Genomic DNA, 20555 nt, shown 5'->3' on the forward strand with positions numbered 1-20555 from the left:
TGGAGTTTTGTCACATTTAAAATTGTTTTCCTAAACCAATTTTTCAATAAATTATTCAAAAGCTGAATAATTACTTATTTGATTTAACATTCTAAAAATAGTTGATAAAAACTATTTCTCTTCAAAAAAAGAGTGTGTTTTAAAAGTAGTTTTTAAAACGCACTCCATATCCCCCATTTCATTCTTCTCTCCATAATCTCTCTACATTTATTAATTGCTGTTCTTTAAATTCTAGCTTATACACGTCCGGCTTTGATGTATTCATTAAAAATTCAAGCCTATACTGGTTATCAAAATAGTTCATCATCAATGTCATTACAAGCCCATGTGTACCAACTACAATTTTATGTCCTTGAAAATCTATTAATATTTCTTTTAATATTTTCACGACTCTTCTCTGACAATCCACATACGACTCTCCTCCAGTTAGTGTGAAATCTGGATTAGAGAACATCTTCTTTACGAGTGGATACACTTCCTTATCTGATATAATCTTATCCTCACTTAAAAACCTACACTCTTTGAGATTTTCATATACTACTATTTCTTTTTCATGGAAATTAGCTGACTTTTCTATCGTTAACATAGCCCTCTTATACGGACTTGAAATGAAAGTATCAATCCCCTCTGTTTTTAATATCTCAGTTACTTTATGAGCATCTAAAGTTCCCTTCTCAGTTAATCCACGTGTTCTTTCATCTCCTTCTAATTTTGGTGATTCACCATGCCTAACCATATAGATATATGTATTCATAAGTCCTCCTTGAAAATATTTATAAGTTAATTACTTATTTTAATCTCTGCCGTCTCAAAACTTGAGTACAATCAAAATATTAATTAATTCTTCTTTTAAACTATTTTATGAACTTTGCTAAACTGTTCGTCTAATCCATTCCCAAACTAAACTCTCAAATAGATCAGGCTGTTCAATTTGCAAATTATGTCCCGCCATATCTAACACCGCTAATGTTGCTCTTGGGTAATCTTCAATAATTCGTACAATATCTTGATAACCTACTGATATATCTTGTCTCCCAGCTAACAATAGAACTGGTTTCTCATATTTCTTACGATGAAAGTCTAAAGTAAGAGAATAATTCTTTTGTAATCTTTCAATAAATTCATTATTAGCAACATCTAGACCCGGCTTAATCTCTTCTTTGAATCGCTTATATGTATATTCATTCGCTACCACTGCTAATTCGCAAAATTCTTCCCTTTCGGTTGAAGTGAGCGTTTTTAAAAATTCCTCATCTCTTACAATTACCTGTTTATCTGGTAGAAGTCTTTTTCCTGGTTGTGCTACAACAACAGGACATACTAATAATAATCCATTAACCCTCTCAAACATCTTTGAAAGTATCCCTCTAGCTAAATATCCCCCGTATGATTCTCCTACCAATAAAAATTCTTCAGCAGAAATGATTTCCTCAATAAATGTGATAAGCACTTCTACTATACGATCTGAACTATTTATCCAATCTGGAGCATTCGATTTCCCCATGCCAGGTAAATCAATATAAATTCTTTGATAACCTTCATATTTCTGAAATACTGATTCCATACACCTCTTCATTAACCTATGGTCAGGAGCACAACCATGTATGATAATGACTGGTTTACCTTCTCCCACAATTTCATAGTATATTTCTGCGTCCTTAATCCGGCATATTATAAAAAAGACCTCCCTAGTTTTATATTTATCTTTAAAGACAACTGTCTCAAACCAATAGGAATATACGTTCTTATTTTATATCTTTTCATAACATTTTTTCAAATTTTAATTTTCAGACTTGAAAATTAAAAAGCTTCCTCCTAGTTTTATTTCTTAGAAGGAAGCCAATATATTTTTACCTTATCGAAATTCGAAACCTTATTCTTATTTGTTTCATTACCCTTTATTCTTCTATTTTCATTAACACAATTCTCCAACCATCCGGATCCTCTATCGTTATCCCCTTATCTTTCCAATATGGATTTTCTGGTTCTACTTCATCGTATCCCATTGCATGCAGCCTTTTACTCACTTTTTTCATTTCACTATCTTCACGCATGTAAAATACAAGTAAATTGTCTTTTGTTGGAGCCGGACAAGGGCTTCCATCTATATGTCTTGTAAATTCTAAATGATACTCTTCATCTGGTAGACCGAACATGATCCCATCATAGCCATCATGATCGTAGAATTCACCTATACGTTTTAAACCTAATCCTTTTTCATAGAATGCTATAACCTCTTCAAATTTATCAGTTGGACGTGCTATTCTAAACTTCACCCATTTCATCATGATTTTTCCTCCATATTAAAAATTAATTACTGTATTACATATTATTGTATATAATCAACACGTTTCTTTAATCCCTCATTAGTATGAGAATAGCTACATACAAAGGTCTTACTTAATACTCTATAATAACGAAAAACTCACCTCATCTAGAGAGAAGTTCCCATCATTTTATCCCGCTATTTGCGGGCAGTAAGACTACCACCTCAAAATTCGGCGAACGCGAGGGAGTTATGTGGGAGTCGGGCTGCCCGTAAAATCCCGATTGGTGAGGGCTAAAAATCAGTGGGGATGGACAAAACCCCAACTGATTAAAGTTTCACTTTATATGCAATTTTACATCTCCGCTTGCAAATCACTAAAAAACCTTTAAAATCTAAAGGATGACTAAATATACAAATTCTATCTGCATTCCTTATAAATTAAAAATTATTGAACTCAATACTTTTTCAATTTTAATAAGTATTACATTCTTCATTTTTTTCTTATAAGCATGCTTTTTATAAGGAAATCTGATACAATCCTTAAGTAATATTAATATGTATTGATATTACGAATATAGTACATACTTAAAGAAGGTGATTTTATTGAAAATAAATAAAAATTTACAACTATGTATATTAATTACAACGCTAATATGCTATTCAATCTATTTTATGTTTTTCTTTCTGTTCCCTACTCATTTTTCAAATTTCAATGTACGCTTCGCTTCACTCATCGTTGAAGTCATTACATTTATATCGCTAATTTACTCTATATATTCTAAAAAAGTTAGTTCAAATCCTTTTTGGATATGTATTACAATTGCAATTGGTAGTTTTTTATTAGGAAAAGTAGTATATACGTATCAAGATACCTTTTTCGAACTTCCAATACATCATTTTACTGTTTCTGATGTATTTTACATGTTTTTTCTATTCTTCTGTCTTATCGCTTTCTGCTATAAGATCTTAAAAGAATGCAATAAATGGGAAAAATCTTTCTTTATTTGTGATATATGTATAGTACTTACTTCCATATTCACATTAGAATGGTATTTATTTAATCAGCCAAATTTAAATATATTCTCACTTTCACTCGGAGATATTTTCCTTTCATTTCTATATCCAATTGCAGATCTATTATTTCTTCTACTAGGTGTTAGTCTCTTTTTCCGCCCAACAATTTTTAAGTCCAAGCGGAAAATTTATATCTTTATTTTTGTATTAATTAGTTCTGCAACTTTTAACTATATTTATTTTTACTTAAATACCCATTTATCAACTGACACTATAACATTTTTACGTCTTTTATATAGAATACCTATATTGCTTATCGCAATAGCTGGGTCTATTTCAGAAGATGATAATAGCCATAAAAATTATTTCATTGTAAACCCTATACTAGGAAAGAAAGTTTTAGTCGTATTTCCCTATCTTGCTGTTGCAATACTAATCGGGTTTACGTTAAAAGAACAAACATCATCTTCAACTCTCATTACAGGGAATTGTATCGCTTTTGTTTTCGTACTTATTCGCCATTCTATTGTGCGTATGCAAAACGACACCCTAACAAAACGTTTACAAGTATTTAATGCTCAACTAGAAGAAAAAGTTACTTTAAGAACTTCTGATTTAGTCCATAAATCAGAGGCCCTATCTCAGAAACAACAAAAATTCAAATCATTATATGAATATCATCCTGACCCTATTTTTACAATTGATTTAAATGGAGTATTCTTAAATGTAAATAAGGCAGGAAGCGTCCTACTCGGAGCACCAACAAACGAGTTACTTGGTGAGACATGTTTTTCTATCATTTTAGATGCAGATAAACATAAACTGATATCTGCATTAGAAAAAGTTAAACAACAAGAATCCGCATCTTTACAACTTAGTTCTCAATATAAAGATGGCTTTACTTATTTTTTATACGTTACCATCGTTCCTATTATGATAGATGGACAAATTTCTGGAAGCTATATTATGGTAAAGGATATTACCGCACTAAAAAAACAACAAGAAGAAATAAAATATTTAGCATTCCACGATACTGTAACGAAAATTGGGAACCGATCCTTTTTCCATAGGAAGTTAAGAAAATTTATAAAAAATGCTCAAACAACACAAAGTGAGTTTGCATTATTATATTTAGATTTAGATCGCTTTAAAGTAATTAACGATACACTTGGACATTCGTCAGGTGATTACATATTAGAAGAAGTAGCAAAACGTTTCCAATCATGTCTTCCATCACATACTCATCTGTCAAGAATCGGTGGCGATGAATTTACAATTTTAATCGAAAACTATACGGACTATGATTCCTTATTCAAGTTATGTAACCAATTATTTGAAGGCATGAAAAAACCGTTTGTCCTACATGAGCATAAATTAACTTTATCACTTAGTATCGGCATCGCTATATATCCATCTGGTGGAATTGATACCGCTACACTCTTAAAAAACGCTAATGTTGCAATGTATGATGCTAAGGAAAAAGAGCTTAACTCTGTCTCTATTTATGACGATGTAATCGCTAAAAAAATCGAAAGACGATTACGATTAGAGAAAGATTTACCAAACGCAATTCAAAATGAAGAATTGTTCCTTTTATATCAACCTCAAGTTGATAGCAAATCAAATAAAATTATCGGTGCCGAAGCTTTAATCAGATGGAATCATCCCGAATTAGGTGTTATTTCTCCGTATGAATTTATCCCTATCGCCGAAGAAACACTACAAATTATTCCAATAGGAAAATGGACATTACAGCAAGCCTGTCAGGAAATGAAACGTTGGCACACACTCGGATATTCTCATTTAAAAATAGGAGTAAATTTATCTGCTAAAGAATTTGAACAAGAGGACTTTGTAAAATCTATTTCTTCTACTTTAGCAACTACAGGCTTACCAGCAAGTTCCCTTGATCTAGAATTAACAGAACGAATTGCAATGATGGATGAGAGAGAAACATTGATAAAACTGCGTACACTAAAAAGTTTAGGGATTCACATTTCAATCGACGACTTTGGTACAGGCTATTCTTCCCTAGCCTACTTACCTTTATATCCAATCGATACGTTAAAAATCCCAAGAGAATTTATTACAATGTCTGAAACGTGTGAAGATGGAATGGAAATCATTAAAACGATCATCACATTAGCACATACACTAGGAATGTCTGTCATTGCTGAAGGTGTAGAAACGAAAGAACACGTAAATTTCCTTCAAAAAAATAAATGTCAGTTTATTCAAGGTTATTATTACAGTAAACCTATTTATACAAATGAATTTACTAAACTGTTAGAAAACGGTATTCGTCCATAGTATATAGCTCTATACAGAATATAATCGGCATAAGTAACAATGAATTTGAACAACTATAGTAAAAAGGAAAGAAGATACCTTCTTTCCTTTTTTTTCTATTTAAATTTCTATTACTTCACCACTTCATTTATTATATCTATTAATTGATGAATTCCCTCATCATTTGTTTTCTTAAATCCATTCATGTTTTGAATATATCTCTCCTTATTGGCATACAACTTATTTACCACATCTGTAAATGTACTGGCGCTTATTCTATCTTGAAGTAATACTTCCGCATACCCTTGTCGTGCAAAATAGTCAGCATTTAAAACTTGATCCCCTCTACTGGAACCATTAGTTAACGGAATAAGCAACATCGGTTTCTTCAAAAATAACAATTCAGAAATAGCAGTAGAACCCGCTCTGGAAACTACAACACTTGCCATATTCAGTATATGCGGCAACTCTTCGCCTATATATTCAAATTGCATATAACCTTCCATTCCAATAGATGGATCCACCTTCCCTTTACCACACATATGAACAATATTAAAACTTAATAATAATGTATCTAAACTTTTCCTTACCATATCATTTATCCATTGTGCACCTTGACTCCCACCCATTATTAACAGTACCGGTTTATCTTGCCTAAATTTACAATAGCTTCTTCCTCGTAATACGTTACCGCTCTCAATTTCTTCCCTTACAATTGGTCCTACATAAACCTTTTTCTCATTACTTACATTCTCCCCTGTATGAGGGAATGTTGTGCATAGTTTTGTAGCAAAAGGTAATGCTATTTTATTTGCTAACCCTAACGTACTATCTGGCTCACGTATTACGATAGGTACATGATTTAACCATGCCCCTATAACTACAGGAAATGAAACAAATCCTCCTGCCGAAAAGATAACGTCAGTCTTCATTTTCTTAATTAATTTATAACTTTGTAAACAACCGTTTATAATTTTAAAAGGATCTTTAAAGTTCTCCCAATCCCAATATCTCCTAAGCTTCCCTGTTGAAATACTATTATACTTAACATTTCGAACTAATAATTTTTCAATTCCATTTTGAGATCCAATATACTCAACTCCCCATCCTTTTTCCATAAATTTAGGAATCAATACCATATTAATCATTACGTGTCCGGCTGTACCGCCCCCAGTAAAGAGAATCTTTTTATTCATAACTTATATCCACCTTTATCATTAAAAATCTAGCTTTATATTAATCTTTAACTCAAGTCCTATATCTTGTAAGAGATCTTTGATGAGTTCATAAAAATCATTTCCATACTCACTACACTCATACTGAGCAAAAACTTGAATCACATGCCTAGTTCTAGTCTCTAGTGCTGGCTTTATTCGATTAACCTTTTTTCCTTCCACATACGCTCGATATTGATTTATTGCCTCATAGAGGTGCAACACATGCGCTTCTTCATCTTTCCAATCCAGCGTATCAACAATCGAAAGAAATAGCGTACTTTGATTATCTATTGCTTCATAACTATTCATATACTTCTTACACCCTTTTTTATTTTTCATTGAATGCAGATGTCACTGTGCTTCGCATACTCAAGTACATCTTTCAATGATTGATGAAATTGGATTTTCGGGACCCAACCTAACTTTTTTATATCCTCTAACACTAAACTTTTATTTGAGTCACTCTCAAAATTATCTGTTTCTTTTATAGTAAAGTTCAGCTGTGTTAATCCTTTATATTGTTCTAGTACATCTAATAAAGATCGTTTTACTCCTGATCCAATATTATATTCTTTTCCATTTATACCATCACGTAATAACACATGATACGCTTTAACTACATCACGTACATCTAGAAAGTCCCTACTATCTTTCAAACTGTTTACTTCAATAATTGGTTCACTTTTACCCGACTCTATATCTATCATTTTTTTTGCCAGAATAGAACAAATACCATTCGATACTCCTGGACCAATTAAGTTCGAGGGCTTTGCAATGATAATATTTGAATCCATTAACCCACCCCAAGCCTCTGCGACGATTACTTGCATAGTTTTACTTAAACTATATGGATTTGAAAATTTTATGTTGTTCATACTATCTGCTTGCAATGCAGATCCTATAACTAATGTTCTACAATGGGGTGCTTCTTGCTTAATTGCTTCTAATAAATATAACGTCCCTATCACATTAATCTCCATGTATTCAAGAGCAGCTGTCCAAGACTCTATGACCGAATTTCTTCCTGCTAAATGCAATACATAGTCTGGCTTTATTTGTTTAATTACCTTCATTACTTCGCCCTTATTAGTTAAATTACAAGTAATTCCATTCCTGCATTTTTCTCTATGTGAACGATTTTGAAACATAGGAATTACATGAAAGCCCTTGTCTAAAAAATATTGGCAAGCATGGCGCCCTGTGAAGCCATTTGCACCAGTTATTAAAAGGCTCACATTTTTTTTCATAGTAAAAATCCTCCTTTTTCTAACATTTGTTTCACCTCATGTTTTGCAAGTAAGTCTTGTTGAGAACTAAAACTCTTCACATCCACAAGCGGATAACTAGCATAATATTCTTGAAGTCCTTCTATAGGAATAGTCGGTAGTACCACAAAATAATTTTGATCAAAACTAATACTTGTTTTACTCTCTACCTCAGATAAAAGCATTTCACTTAATTTTTCACCAGGTCTTATCCCTACCTCTTTTATCTTCACGTTTTCTTTTTTCGAATCTTCAATCAATACTTTTGCTAAATCCGTTATTTTACATGCTGGCATTTTCATAACAAAGATTTCCCCTCCTCTTCCTTCAGATGCTGCTTTAAATAACAATCCAACAGCATCTTCAATTGTTAAGAAAAATCTAGTCATATTTTCATCAGTAATCCCTACCTGTGAAGACTTTTTAATTTGCTTTTTAAAGAGCGGTACCACACTTCCACTCGTCCCTAAAACATTTCCACCACGAACACAAATGAATTTTGTTTTCTTCGTTTGCACATTCGCATGAACCATTAACTTTTCACCAATTGCTTTTGTCATCCCATACGTATTTGATGGGTCGGCCGCTTTATCAGTTGAAACATATATAACTTTCTCAACTTGCTTCTGGATTGATGCTTCAATTACATTTTGCGTACCATGTATATTTGTTTTTATAGCTTCATAAGGATAATACTCACATACTGGAACATGTTTTAAAGCTGCAAGATGGAATACATAATGTACACCTTGGCAAGCATATACGAGTTGGTCTTTATCACGAATATCTCCAATAATAAATTTCAATCTATCTTCATTTATAAATTGTTGCTGCATTTCAAACTGAACTGTTTCATTTCTTGAAAAAACTCTAATTTCTTTCGGTGATTTTTCTAATAGTTGTTTTATAAGTTCATGCCCCCACGAACCTGTACCACCAGTAATTAAAATTATTTTATTAAGCATTCCTTTTCCTCCTACCGGACATTTCATTAAAAATTGTATTTATTAACGCGATTGAATTATTTTCAATTGATTCAAATCATAATCGTCGTTTGTTACATTTAATTGACAAAATAAAAAAACAGAAACTATTAAACATAGTTTCTGTTTTTTATTTCACTTCTTAACAGTAAGATTTTTTCATACTGTTTGCATGATAACTATATTACTTGTAGAAAAACACCGTTCATTTATTTCTTATACTCGTAATAAAATAAATAGAATGGTGCATAGCCAATGCCATGTTTACATTCATGAAAAAAGGGAGGTAATGGAATGTACCGAAGCAATTCAAACAACTCAAATAATATATATAACGATCCTTTCAAAGCACTTCCTCTCTCCCTATTCGATGTAAAAAATGAGTTAAAACAAAAAAGCAAACTCATTCATTCTGGCACCATGTATACATTAACGAAAGAAGAGCAACTCATCATCGACAAAATAAAAGTACAGACAAAACAACTAAATAAAAATAACGTCACAAGAACACGTGCATACTATCAATTTTACATTCAATATCCCGAAATACATTGGGCACTACTTGGACATATGGTATCACGTAACGGTGGTTGGAATATGACTGATTTAAAGGGAGACTTATATACGAGGATTTTATCAGAGAAGGATCAAATTACATTTTTTTCTTTTTTAGAAAGAGGAAATTGGCTCATTTTTCAAGATGTATATCCTCAATTTTTGCTATATGAACAAAGTGTTAAAAAATCACAAAAGCTATTTCATCTTCTTCCTCACCTAAATGTTTCTACATTTATGGAAACGATGTGGAACGATTTTTGGAAAACAGGTAACAAAAAAACATTGGCGATCGCAACTATTATTAATGAACAAAACTACTTAGAAAAAAGGGTTATTCAAAATGTCCACTTTCAAAAGACTGTACTAAATAGTATTGGATTTAAACTCTTTGATTTCTTTCAGTTTAATCATATCCTTTTCCCATTCTACGAAAATGATAAGAAACAAAAAGTATTACTATTTGGTGATACAATGAAACATTTTACGTCCTTGCATGAACGAATCTTAATTGGAAAAAGGTTGTATTCACTATTATTTCGGGATACACATATTTTATCTCAAATAATAAGTTGGGCCGAGCATCATCCACACACAGGCTCAAGGAAAGATTACTGGCCTCATTTATTTTCAAGTGTAAATGAATCTTTTTCCCGTGAGTTTTATAAACGCCGAATAAAGAAATGCCAGTTGCGTAGTGGTGCATATCGTATATACAGCCCTGCACTCATCTATGCATGGCGCGATATGAAACATGAAGAAGATAAAAGTAAAGATTGGTTTACTGATTGGCAAGTTGTAAATTACTTAGTTGATAAGGAGGAAAGTATAAGTGGACAAATTTCAGAAGACTACTGCAAAACACTCGAAAAAATTGAACTTGCAATTCTCGCAAAGAAAAATGTCCTCCTCCGAGAGGAAGAATGACTTTCTAGCTTTAATAATTACAGTTTTTCTCTCTGCTATTATTGGAACTTGTTTAGATGCTTTCTTTGTTAATAAACAAATATATTCTTTTCCAGTTAGACCCTTCTCATCCACATTTTCAGTTAACATAGCTTTCACATTACTCGTACTACCGATTTTATCAGCCTCTTTTATACAAATTTCAAAAACATTATCTACAGTTTCTAGAACTCTATTTATTATTTCAATAGGCGTTTGCGCTAGCATTTTTGAGCAAGTTGCTGAGAGGCTAGGTTTATTTGTACATAATGGGCATTGGCATCATACTTATTCTTTGTTTGGGTATATGATTTTTCTTGCTTTTATTTGGAAAGTATATCGTTGGCTACCAAAATAAAGAGACCGTTTGTATAACGGCCTCTCCTCTTAAGCATAATCTTCAATTCTTACTACTGAACGACTTTGAAGACTTTTTGATCGCAAACGATATGCAACTACTTTCTTCTTATATTGCTTTATTACATCAACGTGTTCCTCGTAGCTATATAAAGAAAACTTAATCGTTTTCTTTCCTATCTTCGTCTCAATAACTAATGGTGTTCCATTCCCTTGCGGCGGAAAATAATGCTTATCCAAAAATAAAGCCTCATTAAATTCATGAATAACTTGAAGTTTCATTTCTCCTTCTATACTTTCCCCATCTACTGTTACAGTAGTATTTTCCTCATCCAATTTTTGATGTAACTCAAATCTACTAATAATTGATTCTACGACAGAAGTTGGCATACTAGAAACTAGTACTTTAACAGCACCAAAAATAAATAATGTAACTATAAACCATGTTGTCATTTTAATCATCTCCATTACACTCTAAAATGAGTAGTGTTATGCTCCTTATTACGATTCATTAATTTTCAAAATAAAAATTTCATTCCATAAGGTACTAATATACTAATAAGTATCCCTGTTACAATCATCGTTACCGAACCGATAGTTGCTTCTTTCTCTCCCTCTTTCACTAGACGACTCACACCAATGATATGTGATGCGCAGCCCATCCCAACTCCTTTTCCAATTGTACTTGTTATACGGAAAAGTTTAAGTACTGTCGGTCCCATGATAGCACCTGTTATTCCCGCAACAACTACAAAACTAGCAGTCATAGATGGAATACCCCCAATTTGTTCGGCTAATGAAATTGCAATAGGCATCGTCGCTAATTGCGGGATAGTTGTTAATATAAGTTCCTTATCTATATTCAACATTTCCCCAATCACTACATTCAAACTTATTAAAGCCACTATACCGATTACTACCCCAACAAGTATCGATAAGAAGTTTTTCATAAGTATTTTTCGTTCCTTAAATAGTGGTATTGCTAAAGCTACAATCGCAGGGCTCAAGAAACTGGAAAGAATATCTCCCCCATTTCCCTTATAATCTTGATGAGAGATCCCGAAAATAAGGAATATGCAAATCATAATTGCCGTAACTGTTAACACCGGTAAAGTAAATGGAAACGTAAATTTTTTATATAGCTTTGTCGCCAATAAATAAATCACTACAGTAATAAAAATTAAGACCATTTGAATAGCGCACCTTATCAATTTTATTTTTTAGATGTTATTAATAATTGACTTACATAACCTGAAATAATCAATGTTACTAAAGTACTTACAACAACTAGAAAGAACATAATACTACCCTTACTTAAAAGAAATGAACCGTATTCCATTAGCCCCGTCGTTGAAGGAATTAAAAATAAAGGTAAAAATACTATTAGCTTTTCTGCACCTATCTCAAACCATTTTAATGGCAAAATGCGAGTAGAAAGAAGCAGAAAAAGAATTAACATTCCTATTAAACTTCCTGGCATAGATAGATGAAATACTTCCTGAATCCATACACCAACCAAACTAAACATATATAGCACTCCTACTTGAAGTAAAAGCTTCAAAAACTTCAATTGCTACTCCCCATTTCAATACCAAATCCCCACAATTTATTATTGAATCTCGTTTAATGTCTCTGCAAATCTTGTAATTCCAAGCTGAATTTGTTCGACATTCGCTCTGCCAAAAGTAAATCGTATATATTCACTTTTCGAACCTAGGACGCTTCCTGGGACAAATGCTACACCATTGCGTATAGATTCACCTAGTAAATGGTATTCATCAAACGTTCCTTGGACTTTACACCATAAATGTATTCCGCCCTCTGGAACAAAAAATTCAACCTGGTCCCCTAATATTTCTTCAAGCTTTCTAATTAACTCATCTCTTCTTTGCTTCAGTTGTCCACGAAGCATAGTAATATGCGTATGAAAATCCTCAGATTCTAAAAATTGGTTCGCTACCCACTGTGTAAATACACTATGACCGAAATCAACTTGCTGCTTCGCATCTGCCAATCGCTCAATTACGCGCGTGGGGCCAATTACCCAACCAATACGTAATCCTGATGCAACAATTTTTGATAATGAGCTTACATAAAGAACATTCCCATTTTGATCCATCGATTTCAATGTTGGATTCACTTCTCCATTAAAAGAAGTCAAACTATACGGATCATCTTCTACAATCGGTATACCAAATTCAGAAGATAGTTCTAAAACCTTTTTACGTCTTGCCAACGAAAGTACCGTTCCAGTTGGATTTTGATAATCTGGATTTAAAAATACCATACGAATGCGATGCTTTTTGTGCAAATCGATTAAGTCATCGGGATTCATTCCATGCTCATCAACTGGTAAACGGAATATGTTTAAACTTGCTGATTTAAACATCGGAAGTGAATAACAATAGGAAGGATCCTCAATTGCAATCGCATCGCCAGGTTTTAACAAACATTGAACGATAAGATTAAGTGCCTGCTGAGCTCCAGATGTAATAAGAATAGAGCTTGAATCTGCTTCTATTTGTTTATATTGCTCGACATGTGCTGCAATTGTTTTTCGCAACATTTCATTTCCAAGTGGATGGTCATAACCGAGATTTCCCATAAATGTTTTCTCCGACAAAATTGTTCGAAATCTATCACTCGGAATTAATTCTGGTGACAATTCACCACTCGCTAAATTGATTAAATCATCTTTTTGTGTTTCCGTTCGAATTTGTTGAACAAGTGGTACATTAGGCAAGAACGATCCATCCTCAACGTACCTACCCCAGTTCGGTATTCGTTTATGTGACACACCCCATATGTCTGTATTCACCCGGGTGCCGCTTCCTTTTTGCCGTTCTACTACCCCAAGTGATTTTAATTCCTCATAAGCAGCTACTACCGTACTCCGGTTCACTTGTAACTCCTGTGCTAACATACGCTCAGAAGGTAATTTTCTATCAGAAGGGAATTCACCGGTAGAAATGCCTCTTTCAATGTAATCAGCAATTTGTTTATAAACTGGTATCTTATTTTCACGATTCGGTTGCCATTCCATTTAGTTCCCTCCTCTCCAAGCAGGTGTCCTGAATTCATTAATAATAGTATTCACTGTGAAAATGGTATTAATCAAGCGCATGATTTAAAAATGTCTCAACCGTCACATTAAAACTAGTAGGCTGTTCTAAATAAGGCAAGTGCCCACTATCTTTCAACTCAACGAAAGTCACGTTTCTCAGGTGTTTTTCAAATTCTCTCACATACTTTTCCGGAACAAAATAATCATTCTCTCCTCGTATTATTAATGCAGGACATGCAATGTTAGAGAGGTATGGTCTTTGATCGTAATCAACTAATTCAGCGAATAGCCTTTGAATATGCATCGGATTAATAGTTTGTAGGGATTGATGAAATCCTCGGACAATTGCATCATTATCTTCTACTCCCATTGCTCTCAATAACGTACCCGCCCAAGTTTTCCCTTTATCATGCAAGCTAAGTAAATCATATACTTCAAGTCGTTCTTTACGATCTGCCGGTTCTAAATAGGGAAATGCATTTACAACAATTAATCTAGAAACAAAACCTGGATATTGAATAGCAAAATCAACCCCTACTCTAGCCCCTTTTGAAAGACCACAAATGACTACTTTTTGTAGCTTTAAATAATTGCATAACTCATACAAAACATTTGAGTATTCTTTAAAACTAATTTCCAGTCCTTCAGATTTCCCATGTCCAGGTAAATCAAGTGAAATCACTGTCCAATTTCCCTTGAAATATTGTCTTTGATATAACCAATTGTTTGAGTTTCCTCCAAGACCGTGTAAAAACAATATGACAGGACCCGATCCTTCTATATTGTAATAAACCTTTTGATTTTTATATATAAAATACATATAAATCCCCTTCAGTTATAGCACTACATTTTCTTATTCTTTAATGGATATATCCAAAACGGCTCTCTTTCTAACCACTCAACTGTTTCTGGAACACCGTCTTCATACTCTCTTTCCAGCTCATCCACTTTAGTTGCAAATTGTGATGCATGTGCTCGTAATGCCTCTAATTTTTTCGGAACATATTCCGTCACTTCATTTTTAAAATCCGGAGGGCCTATTTCGTCTTCATGATTTTTCGAAAAAGCTACAGCATAAAAGACCGGTCGTTTACTTTCCGAAATATTAGCTAATGCCTCTACTACCGCTGCCCCTGTTGCATCGTGATCTGGATGAACTGCATACCCAGGATAGAAAGAAATAACTACAGAAGGATTCAATTCTTCAATACAGTTTTGAATCAGACTTCTTAATTTTTCAGGCTCTTCAAATTCAAGAGTTTTATCACGATATCCCATCATACGTAAATCTTCAATCCCTAAAATATTTGTAGCTCGCTTTAACTCTTTCTCTCTAATAGCATATAAAGACTCCCGTGTTGCAAAAGGTGGATTCCCCATTGCTCTCCCCATTTCACCAAGTGTTAAGCAAACATAAGTAAGAGGGACTTTCTGCTCAGTATAGGCCAAAATTGTGCCAGCCACGCAATATGACTCATCATCTGGATGCGGGAAAACAACTAAAACGTGGCGCTCATTTTTCATCAATATATTAACTCCTTCATCATATATAAACTCTATAAAATAACGACCGCATACCAAGTAACTCCTACAAGAAGCACTAAAAGAAGAATGATATAGATAGCTGATAAGTTTTTCACATTCCTCTTTGTAGACTTACCGTAATTCTCCTCCACATTTCGTGCAACTAGTACGGTCCCAAACAGTGATACAACTACAATAATAACAACTAGTGAAATCGCAAAACTCATTGTCTTTTCACCTCTCTAAAACCAGTCTATTTATAAACAAAGAAGATACATATAAAATGTCCTTCTTAAGGTACAATAAAATACTACCTTTCTTCTCTTATCATAATGGAAGTTTGCGAAAAACGGACCAACCACTTTTAGGTTTTTTTGCTCATCCACTTCAAAATAAAAAGCAACTGATCTCCTAGAATCAGTTGCTTTTTTACAAGGCTAATTATATTCATTTTCACTTAAAATTAATCCGATTTAAAAGTTTGGTCTTTTCATAATGAAACATCGATTGAGATAACTCAAAAATGGTTCCATTTACAAGATGAACTGTATTTTCAATAAGAAGTGCCGGATCACCTTCATTTATTTCTAAAAGCTGTGCATTTTCTTTATTTACTTTTTCACAACTAATAACTTTATCGGCAAAGCCAATATTTAATCGTAAATCTTCAATGAAATAACTGTATACAGAGCTTAATGCTATTTCTTCATTCAAATAAGGAATGATATCCTTTTTGAAATAACTTACTTCAATAGAGAATGGTTTCCCATCTACAATTCTTAAGCGCTTCAAAAAATATAACCTAGTTCCAACTTCACATTGCATCCGCTTTGCTATCTCTTCGTCCGCATCTATTACTTCAAGCTCTAACACTTTCGTTTCAATATTTTGTGAAACGAGGTTTTTCGTTAATCCACGCAAACTGCCTAGATTAATGTAATCTGTTACAGAAGTTTCACGTAAAAACATGCCACTACCTTGCACTTGAAAAATATAGCCTCTATTAACAAGCTGGCTAATCACTTTACGTATCGTATTACGACTTACTTCAAATCGGTTCATCAACGCTTCTTCTGTAGGTAGTTTTTTCGTTTCATTAAAAAGTCCTTCTCGAATGTCTTGCTCTAAAATATCTGCAATTTGTTTATACTTTGCACTCATACACTTTCTCCTAAAATACTCTTTTATCTTTTATAAATTTTCTCCTCTCGTTTCGATAATATGCTTATACCAATGAAACGAAAGTTTCTTCTTACGTTTTAAGTTATCATTATGATCGACAAAAATAAAGCCATATTGCTTTTTATATCCATTTAGCCAACTTAACAAGTCAATAACTGACCATGCATAATAGCCTTTTAAATTAATCCCTTCTTGAATCGCACGCTTCATTACTTTTAAATGCTCTTCAATGAATTTAATTCTCGGAACATCTACAATTTCTCCGTCAATGATTGGATCTTCATCACCTAATCCGTTTTCTGTCACATACATCTTTATGTCACCGTAACGTTCTTTCAACATATGCAATCCATCTAAGAAACCTTCCGGAGATATTTCCCATCCCCATTTTGTATATGTTTTATCTTCCATTTTAACTGTTCGATAAAACCCATCAAAAGAAGGGTTACCCGGAGCAAGTGTTGAGTTTTCTCGAGAATGCTCCTCGCTCTTTATATCCATATCGTATTTTTCTACTCGTATCGGTTGATAATAATTCAAGCCAATAAAATCATTTTTTTCGGCATTTTGTTTAATGATTTCTAATTCTTCAACCGTCCAATTAGGAGTCCATCCTTTTTCCTTTAATTCCTGCACAACATAAGACGGATACTCACCTTTTAAAACTGGATCATAGTACCAATACATTTCATATTCATTCGCATGATTTGCTGCTAGTATATTTTCTTTTTGATCATCCACACTATAAGCAGGTAAGAAAACATGCGTAATCCCAATCTCTCCATATTGTTTCAGCTGCTTGTACACTGCAACTGTTTTTGCATGCGCATAAAATACATAATGAGTCGCTTGAAAGTACTTTGGAACATCATTTTGTATTCCAGGTGGATGTGCACCTTTTAAGTACCCTAATCCACAAAACATCACTGTTTCATTAAAAGTAATCCAATGTTTAACTCTATCACCAAATGCCTTAAAGCAAATCTCTGCGTACTTTACGAAAGCTTCTGCTGTTCGTTTATTCGTCCATCCACCGTCTTTTTCTAAAGTTAATGGTAGATCCCAATGATATAAAGTTACAAACGGTACAATCCCGTATTTTAAACATTCATCAATTAAGTTGTTATAAAATGCTATTCCTTTTTCATTTACCTCTCCATCTCCAGTCGGCAAAATTCTCGCCCAAGAAATAGAAAAACGATACGATTCTAATCCCATCTCAGCCATTAAGCGAACATCTTCCTTATATCGATGATAATGATCAACAGCTACATCACCATTTGTCCCATTGTATGTTTTGCCAGGAATTTTTGAAAACTCATCCCAATTCGTAACACCTTTTCCATCTTCATTCCATGCACCTTCTACTTGATAAGAAGCTGAAGCAGCCCCGAATAAAAAATCATGTGGAAACTTCATAGTATATACCTCCGTTTCATTACAATAAATCAAATTTATTACTACATATAAAATTTATAGGTACAAATTTTATATGTGTAATTATAGCGTAAGTTTCGATTTTTTTCTATCATGAACGTACGATATGTAAAACTATATTTAATGTTAATTTTTAGAAAACAAAAAAGAAGCGACGTAGTTCATCGCTTCTTACAATCACCATCTTTACTCTTTTATAAGTGACTTATTCGCTCTTATAACTTCTTGATAAAGTAATGGTGACCATTTTTCATTTATATAATCTTGAATTATCCAGCCCACTCTCGTAGGATTCTTTTGCTTCATATAGTTTGCAATTTCAGGATTTATGTAGGACGCATAATAATATGGACTATTCCATGCTGTACCACCAGAAGACAAGCTTGTAAAATTAATATATAGATGATTAAAATCTTCACTATTGTTAATCGTTTCATTTATCGTATCTTTAATAGATTTTACTTTCTCATCATAACTCACTTTATATTTATCTTGTACTGTTACATTTACATTTTGATTTACATTTGTAGTAAACGTCTCATTGTCTGGCCAATAAAAATTATTATATCCTCCAGACTCATTACTGCCACTATATCTTTTTAATAATACAATTTTCCCACGAGCATCTCCAAGTTTTATATTTCCTTCTGTTTTTAAAAAGATAGGATCAAGAAAATAATTTTTTTCAAACGTACTACTAAATGAGTTTTCCGCTCCTTTCATATCCTCATACTCTTTTTTTAAAGACATAATAATCGTTTCACTTGGGTTATCTTTTAAAAATTGTTTCGCTTCATTTATAAATCCGTGTAACGTTACATAAAGATATAATGGCCCATGATGAAGAACTATCGTATTATCATCTGTTAAACGCCCTCTTATATCAAAAATTCTAGCTCCGTGATCCGTTTGATAACGAAAATCATATTCTTGCGTCATTCCCCATACTTGCTTTATCGGATTTTGCAACTTGAACGTTCCACTATCATGTGTTCCTGGAATTGAAATTCGTGTTAACGGTATGTCATCAGGTATAGGTTTCATCCATTTTGACCAGTTTTCAAGCCCATTACCAGAGCTAGCAGCAATTGCTTGCTTATCATTCAAAGCAAATACAAATGTGCTAAGTATAGTACTACATATGAATAATTTCAAAATAAACTTCTTATTGCTCATTTTTATTCCTCTCTTTTTCTGTTTTTACATCAAACTTATTGAATATAATATAAGCTACTTAATAAAAAATAAATAATATTTCATAAATATGAAATATTACATAGAAGTAAAATTAAAAAATCATTCACATATTCTCAATGCATTAGGAAAATTTAAAGTCCCTTTCTACTAGATAAATTATAGTAATCAACAGCATAAACTTCAATGGGCTTTCATATGCAATATTTCATATTTGGGTCCTACATGATATAAATAAAAAACTTATGATGATTATTTATTCCGTACGTGCTAATATACTTATATTAAAATATAAATACATACCTTATATACTCTGAACTACATTATTCAACAGTTAAAACTTAATTTTTTATTGGGAGGATTTACAATGAAATTATTAAAAATAAAACATATAATTCCTTTGTCTGCAGCAGCAATTACATTCATATGTAATCAAGGTGCAGCTGAGGCTTCCACCATTCATACAGTAAAAAAGAATGATACACTTTGGGGTATCAGTAAACAATATGGAGTTTCAATACAATCTATTAAACAAGCGAATAATAAAGGAAACGATCAAACTTTTATTGGTGAACAGTTACATATTCCAGGATCCATGAAATCAAATGAGGTCACTGTTCATCAAAACGACAAACCTAAGAACATCTCTGGACAAATTATTTATCAAGTACAGCCTGGAGATTCATTAGAAACTATAGCAAAGCGTTACAATGTTACCGTTCAATCTATAAAACAAATTAACAATACAGTCGGAAACAAGCTTTATACAGGACAACATTTAAAAATTAATTCAAGTATTTCAGAAAAAGAAAAAGACTTAATGGCAAGCTTAGTTACTGCTGAAGCAGGTGGCGAATCATATAAAGGAAAAGTAGCAGTAGCAAAAGTTATATTAAATCGTGTAAATGCAAAAGGTTTTCCAAATACAATAACAGGAGTTATTTATGAACCTATTAAACACGGATATGCATTTACCCCTGTTACAGATGGAAGAATTAATCAGCCTGCAAGCGCAGAAGCAAAAATGGCAGTAGAAGAGGCTATCTCCACAAATGGAATACATTCTGATTGGCTTTATTTCTATAATCCGAAAACATCAACAAGCAAATGGATTACTACACGTCAAACAGTAGCAGTAATCGGTAACCACGTCTTCGCTAAATAAAACTGTAATTTTCTTCAGATTTATTCACTTAACAACTATTTCAAATGATTAACAGACCTCTTTACTTAAAAGGTCTGTTCTTTTTATATCTAAGC

At 32.9% G+C, this 20555-nt stretch carries 21 protein-coding genes; 4 read left to right on the top strand and 17 right to left on the bottom strand.

Annotated features, from left to right (window positions below; translation table 11 throughout):
- Positions 1–178 precede the first annotated feature (178 nt).
- The 3 genes from MHB76_RS17495 to MHB76_RS17505 all read right to left on the bottom strand — a co-directional run bounded on the left by MHB76_RS17495 (position 179) and on the right by MHB76_RS17505 (position 2288).
- Positions 179–754: a histidine phosphatase family protein gene (locus MHB76_RS17495; protein WP_078172965.1), complete on the bottom strand. Its 576-nt coding sequence runs from the start codon at positions 752–754 to the stop codon at positions 179–181.
- Positions 755–871: 117 nt separating this feature from the next.
- Positions 872–1675 (bottom strand): alpha/beta fold hydrolase, encoded by an 804-nt coding sequence (locus MHB76_RS17500; protein ID WP_078172964.1) that lies wholly within the window; start codon positions 1673–1675, stop codon positions 872–874.
- A 223-nt stretch (positions 1676–1898) separates the two neighbouring features.
- Entirely contained in the window at positions 1899–2288 is a 390-nt protein-coding gene (locus MHB76_RS17505; RefSeq protein WP_002111302.1) for a VOC family protein, read from the bottom strand.
- Positions 2289–2872: 584 nt separating this feature from the next.
- On the opposite strand from MHB76_RS17505, the gene MHB76_RS17510 reads away from it, so the two are divergent.
- A complete protein-coding gene (locus MHB76_RS17510) occupies positions 2873–5593 on the top strand; it encodes a GGDEF domain-containing phosphodiesterase (protein WP_078172963.1) in 2721 nt (906 codons plus the stop codon).
- A 110-nt stretch (positions 5594–5703) separates the two neighbouring features.
- On the opposite strand, the gene MHB76_RS17515 is transcribed toward MHB76_RS17510, so the two are convergent.
- From MHB76_RS17515 to MHB76_RS17530, 4 genes are read right to left on the bottom strand one after another with little or no spacing between them, the layout of a single operon-like run.
- On the bottom strand, positions 5704–6768 hold the full coding sequence (locus tag MHB76_RS17515; protein WP_340987267.1) for an undecaprenyldiphospho-muramoylpentapeptide beta-N-acetylglucosaminyltransferase: 1065 nt from the start codon (positions 6766–6768) through the stop codon (positions 5704–5706).
- Between the two features lie 21 nt (positions 6769–6789).
- On the bottom strand, positions 6790–7128 hold the full coding sequence (locus MHB76_RS17520; RefSeq protein ID WP_078172995.1) for a DUF6572 domain-containing protein: 339 nt from the start codon (positions 7126–7128) through the stop codon (positions 6790–6792).
- Positions 7125–8036 (bottom strand): NAD-dependent epimerase/dehydratase family protein, encoded by a 912-nt coding sequence (locus tag MHB76_RS17525; RefSeq protein ID WP_002160792.1) that lies wholly within the window; start codon positions 8034–8036, stop codon positions 7125–7127. The genes MHB76_RS17520 and MHB76_RS17525 overlap by 4 nt, the downstream gene beginning before the upstream one ends.
- A complete protein-coding gene (locus MHB76_RS17530; RefSeq protein WP_002111308.1) occupies positions 8033–9019 on the bottom strand; it encodes a UDP-N-acetylglucosamine 4,6-dehydratase family protein in 987 nt (328 codons plus the stop codon). The genes MHB76_RS17525 and MHB76_RS17530 overlap by 4 nt, the downstream gene beginning before the upstream one ends.
- Positions 9020–9331: 312 nt before the next feature.
- On the opposite strand from MHB76_RS17530, the gene MHB76_RS17535 reads away from it, so the two are divergent.
- Together MHB76_RS17535 and MHB76_RS17540 are read left to right on the top strand one after the other, a co-directional pair.
- A complete protein-coding gene (locus MHB76_RS17535; protein WP_078172961.1) occupies positions 9332–10519 on the top strand; it encodes a DUF2515 domain-containing protein in 1188 nt (395 codons plus the stop codon).
- Positions 10494–10895, top strand: coding sequence for a CBO0543 family protein (locus MHB76_RS17540; protein ID WP_078172960.1), 402 nt, complete (start codon positions 10494–10496; stop codon positions 10893–10895). Before MHB76_RS17535 ends, MHB76_RS17540 begins: the two co-directional genes overlap by 26 nt.
- A 29-nt stretch (positions 10896–10924) precedes the next feature.
- On the opposite strand, the gene MHB76_RS17545 is transcribed toward MHB76_RS17540, so the two are convergent.
- The 10 genes from MHB76_RS17545 to MHB76_RS17590 all read right to left on the bottom strand — a co-directional run bounded on the left by MHB76_RS17545 (position 10925) and on the right by MHB76_RS17590 (position 19277).
- Positions 10925–11347, bottom strand: coding sequence for a YfmQ family protein (locus tag MHB76_RS17545; protein WP_002160789.1), 423 nt, complete (start codon positions 11345–11347; stop codon positions 10925–10927).
- A 65-nt stretch (positions 11348–11412) separates the two neighbouring features.
- Entirely contained in the window at positions 11413–12084 is a 672-nt protein-coding gene (locus tag MHB76_RS17550; protein WP_078172959.1) for an LrgB family protein, read from the bottom strand.
- Positions 12085–12107: 23 nt separating this feature from the next.
- Entirely contained in the window at positions 12108–12464 is a 357-nt protein-coding gene (locus MHB76_RS17555; RefSeq protein ID WP_033710841.1) for a CidA/LrgA family holin-like protein, read from the bottom strand.
- A 39-nt stretch (positions 12465–12503) separates the two neighbouring features.
- Positions 12504–13937, bottom strand: coding sequence for a MocR-like pyridoxine biosynthesis transcription factor PdxR (gene pdxR / locus MHB76_RS17560; RefSeq protein ID WP_078172958.1), 1434 nt, complete (start codon positions 13935–13937; stop codon positions 12504–12506).
- A 67-nt stretch (positions 13938–14004) separates the two neighbouring features.
- Positions 14005–14778 (bottom strand): alpha/beta fold hydrolase, encoded by a 774-nt coding sequence (locus MHB76_RS17565; RefSeq protein WP_340987273.1) that lies wholly within the window; start codon positions 14776–14778, stop codon positions 14005–14007.
- A gap of 23 nt (positions 14779–14801) precedes the next feature.
- On the bottom strand, positions 14802–15482 hold the full coding sequence (gene bshB2, locus MHB76_RS17570) for a bacillithiol biosynthesis deacetylase BshB2 (RefSeq protein WP_002199566.1): 681 nt from the start codon (positions 15480–15482) through the stop codon (positions 14802–14804).
- A 32-nt stretch (positions 15483–15514) separates the two neighbouring features.
- Positions 15515–15709 (bottom strand): hypothetical protein, encoded by a 195-nt coding sequence (locus MHB76_RS17575; protein ID WP_002066705.1) that lies wholly within the window; start codon positions 15707–15709, stop codon positions 15515–15517.
- Between the two features lie 226 nt (positions 15710–15935).
- Positions 15936–16643, bottom strand: a complete 708-nt coding sequence (locus tag MHB76_RS17580) for a GntR family transcriptional regulator (protein ID WP_002111317.1) — start codon at positions 16641–16643, stop codon at positions 15936–15938.
- A gap of 30 nt (positions 16644–16673) precedes the next feature.
- A complete protein-coding gene (locus tag MHB76_RS17585) occupies positions 16674–18083 on the bottom strand; it encodes a GH1 family beta-glucosidase (RefSeq protein WP_078172953.1) in 1410 nt (469 codons plus the stop codon).
- A gap of 204 nt (positions 18084–18287) precedes the next feature.
- Positions 18288–19277 carry a phosphatidylinositol-specific phospholipase C gene (locus MHB76_RS17590; protein ID WP_078172952.1) on the bottom strand — a complete coding sequence of 330 codons (990 nt, stop codon included), beginning with the start codon at positions 19275–19277 and terminating at the stop codon, positions 18288–18290.
- Positions 19278–19662: 385 nt separating this feature from the next.
- On the opposite strand from MHB76_RS17590, the gene MHB76_RS17595 reads away from it, so the two are divergent.
- Positions 19663–20460 carry a cell wall hydrolase gene (locus tag MHB76_RS17595; RefSeq protein ID WP_078172951.1) on the top strand — a complete coding sequence of 266 codons (798 nt, stop codon included), beginning with the start codon at positions 19663–19665 and terminating at the stop codon, positions 20458–20460.
- Positions 20461–20555: the final 95 nt, after the last annotated feature.

The sequence above is a fragment of the Bacillus sp. FSL M7-1345 genome (assembly GCF_038006985.1).
GTDB classification, from domain to species: Bacteria; Bacillota; Bacilli; order Bacillales; family Bacillaceae_G; genus Bacillus_A; species Bacillus_A cereus_U.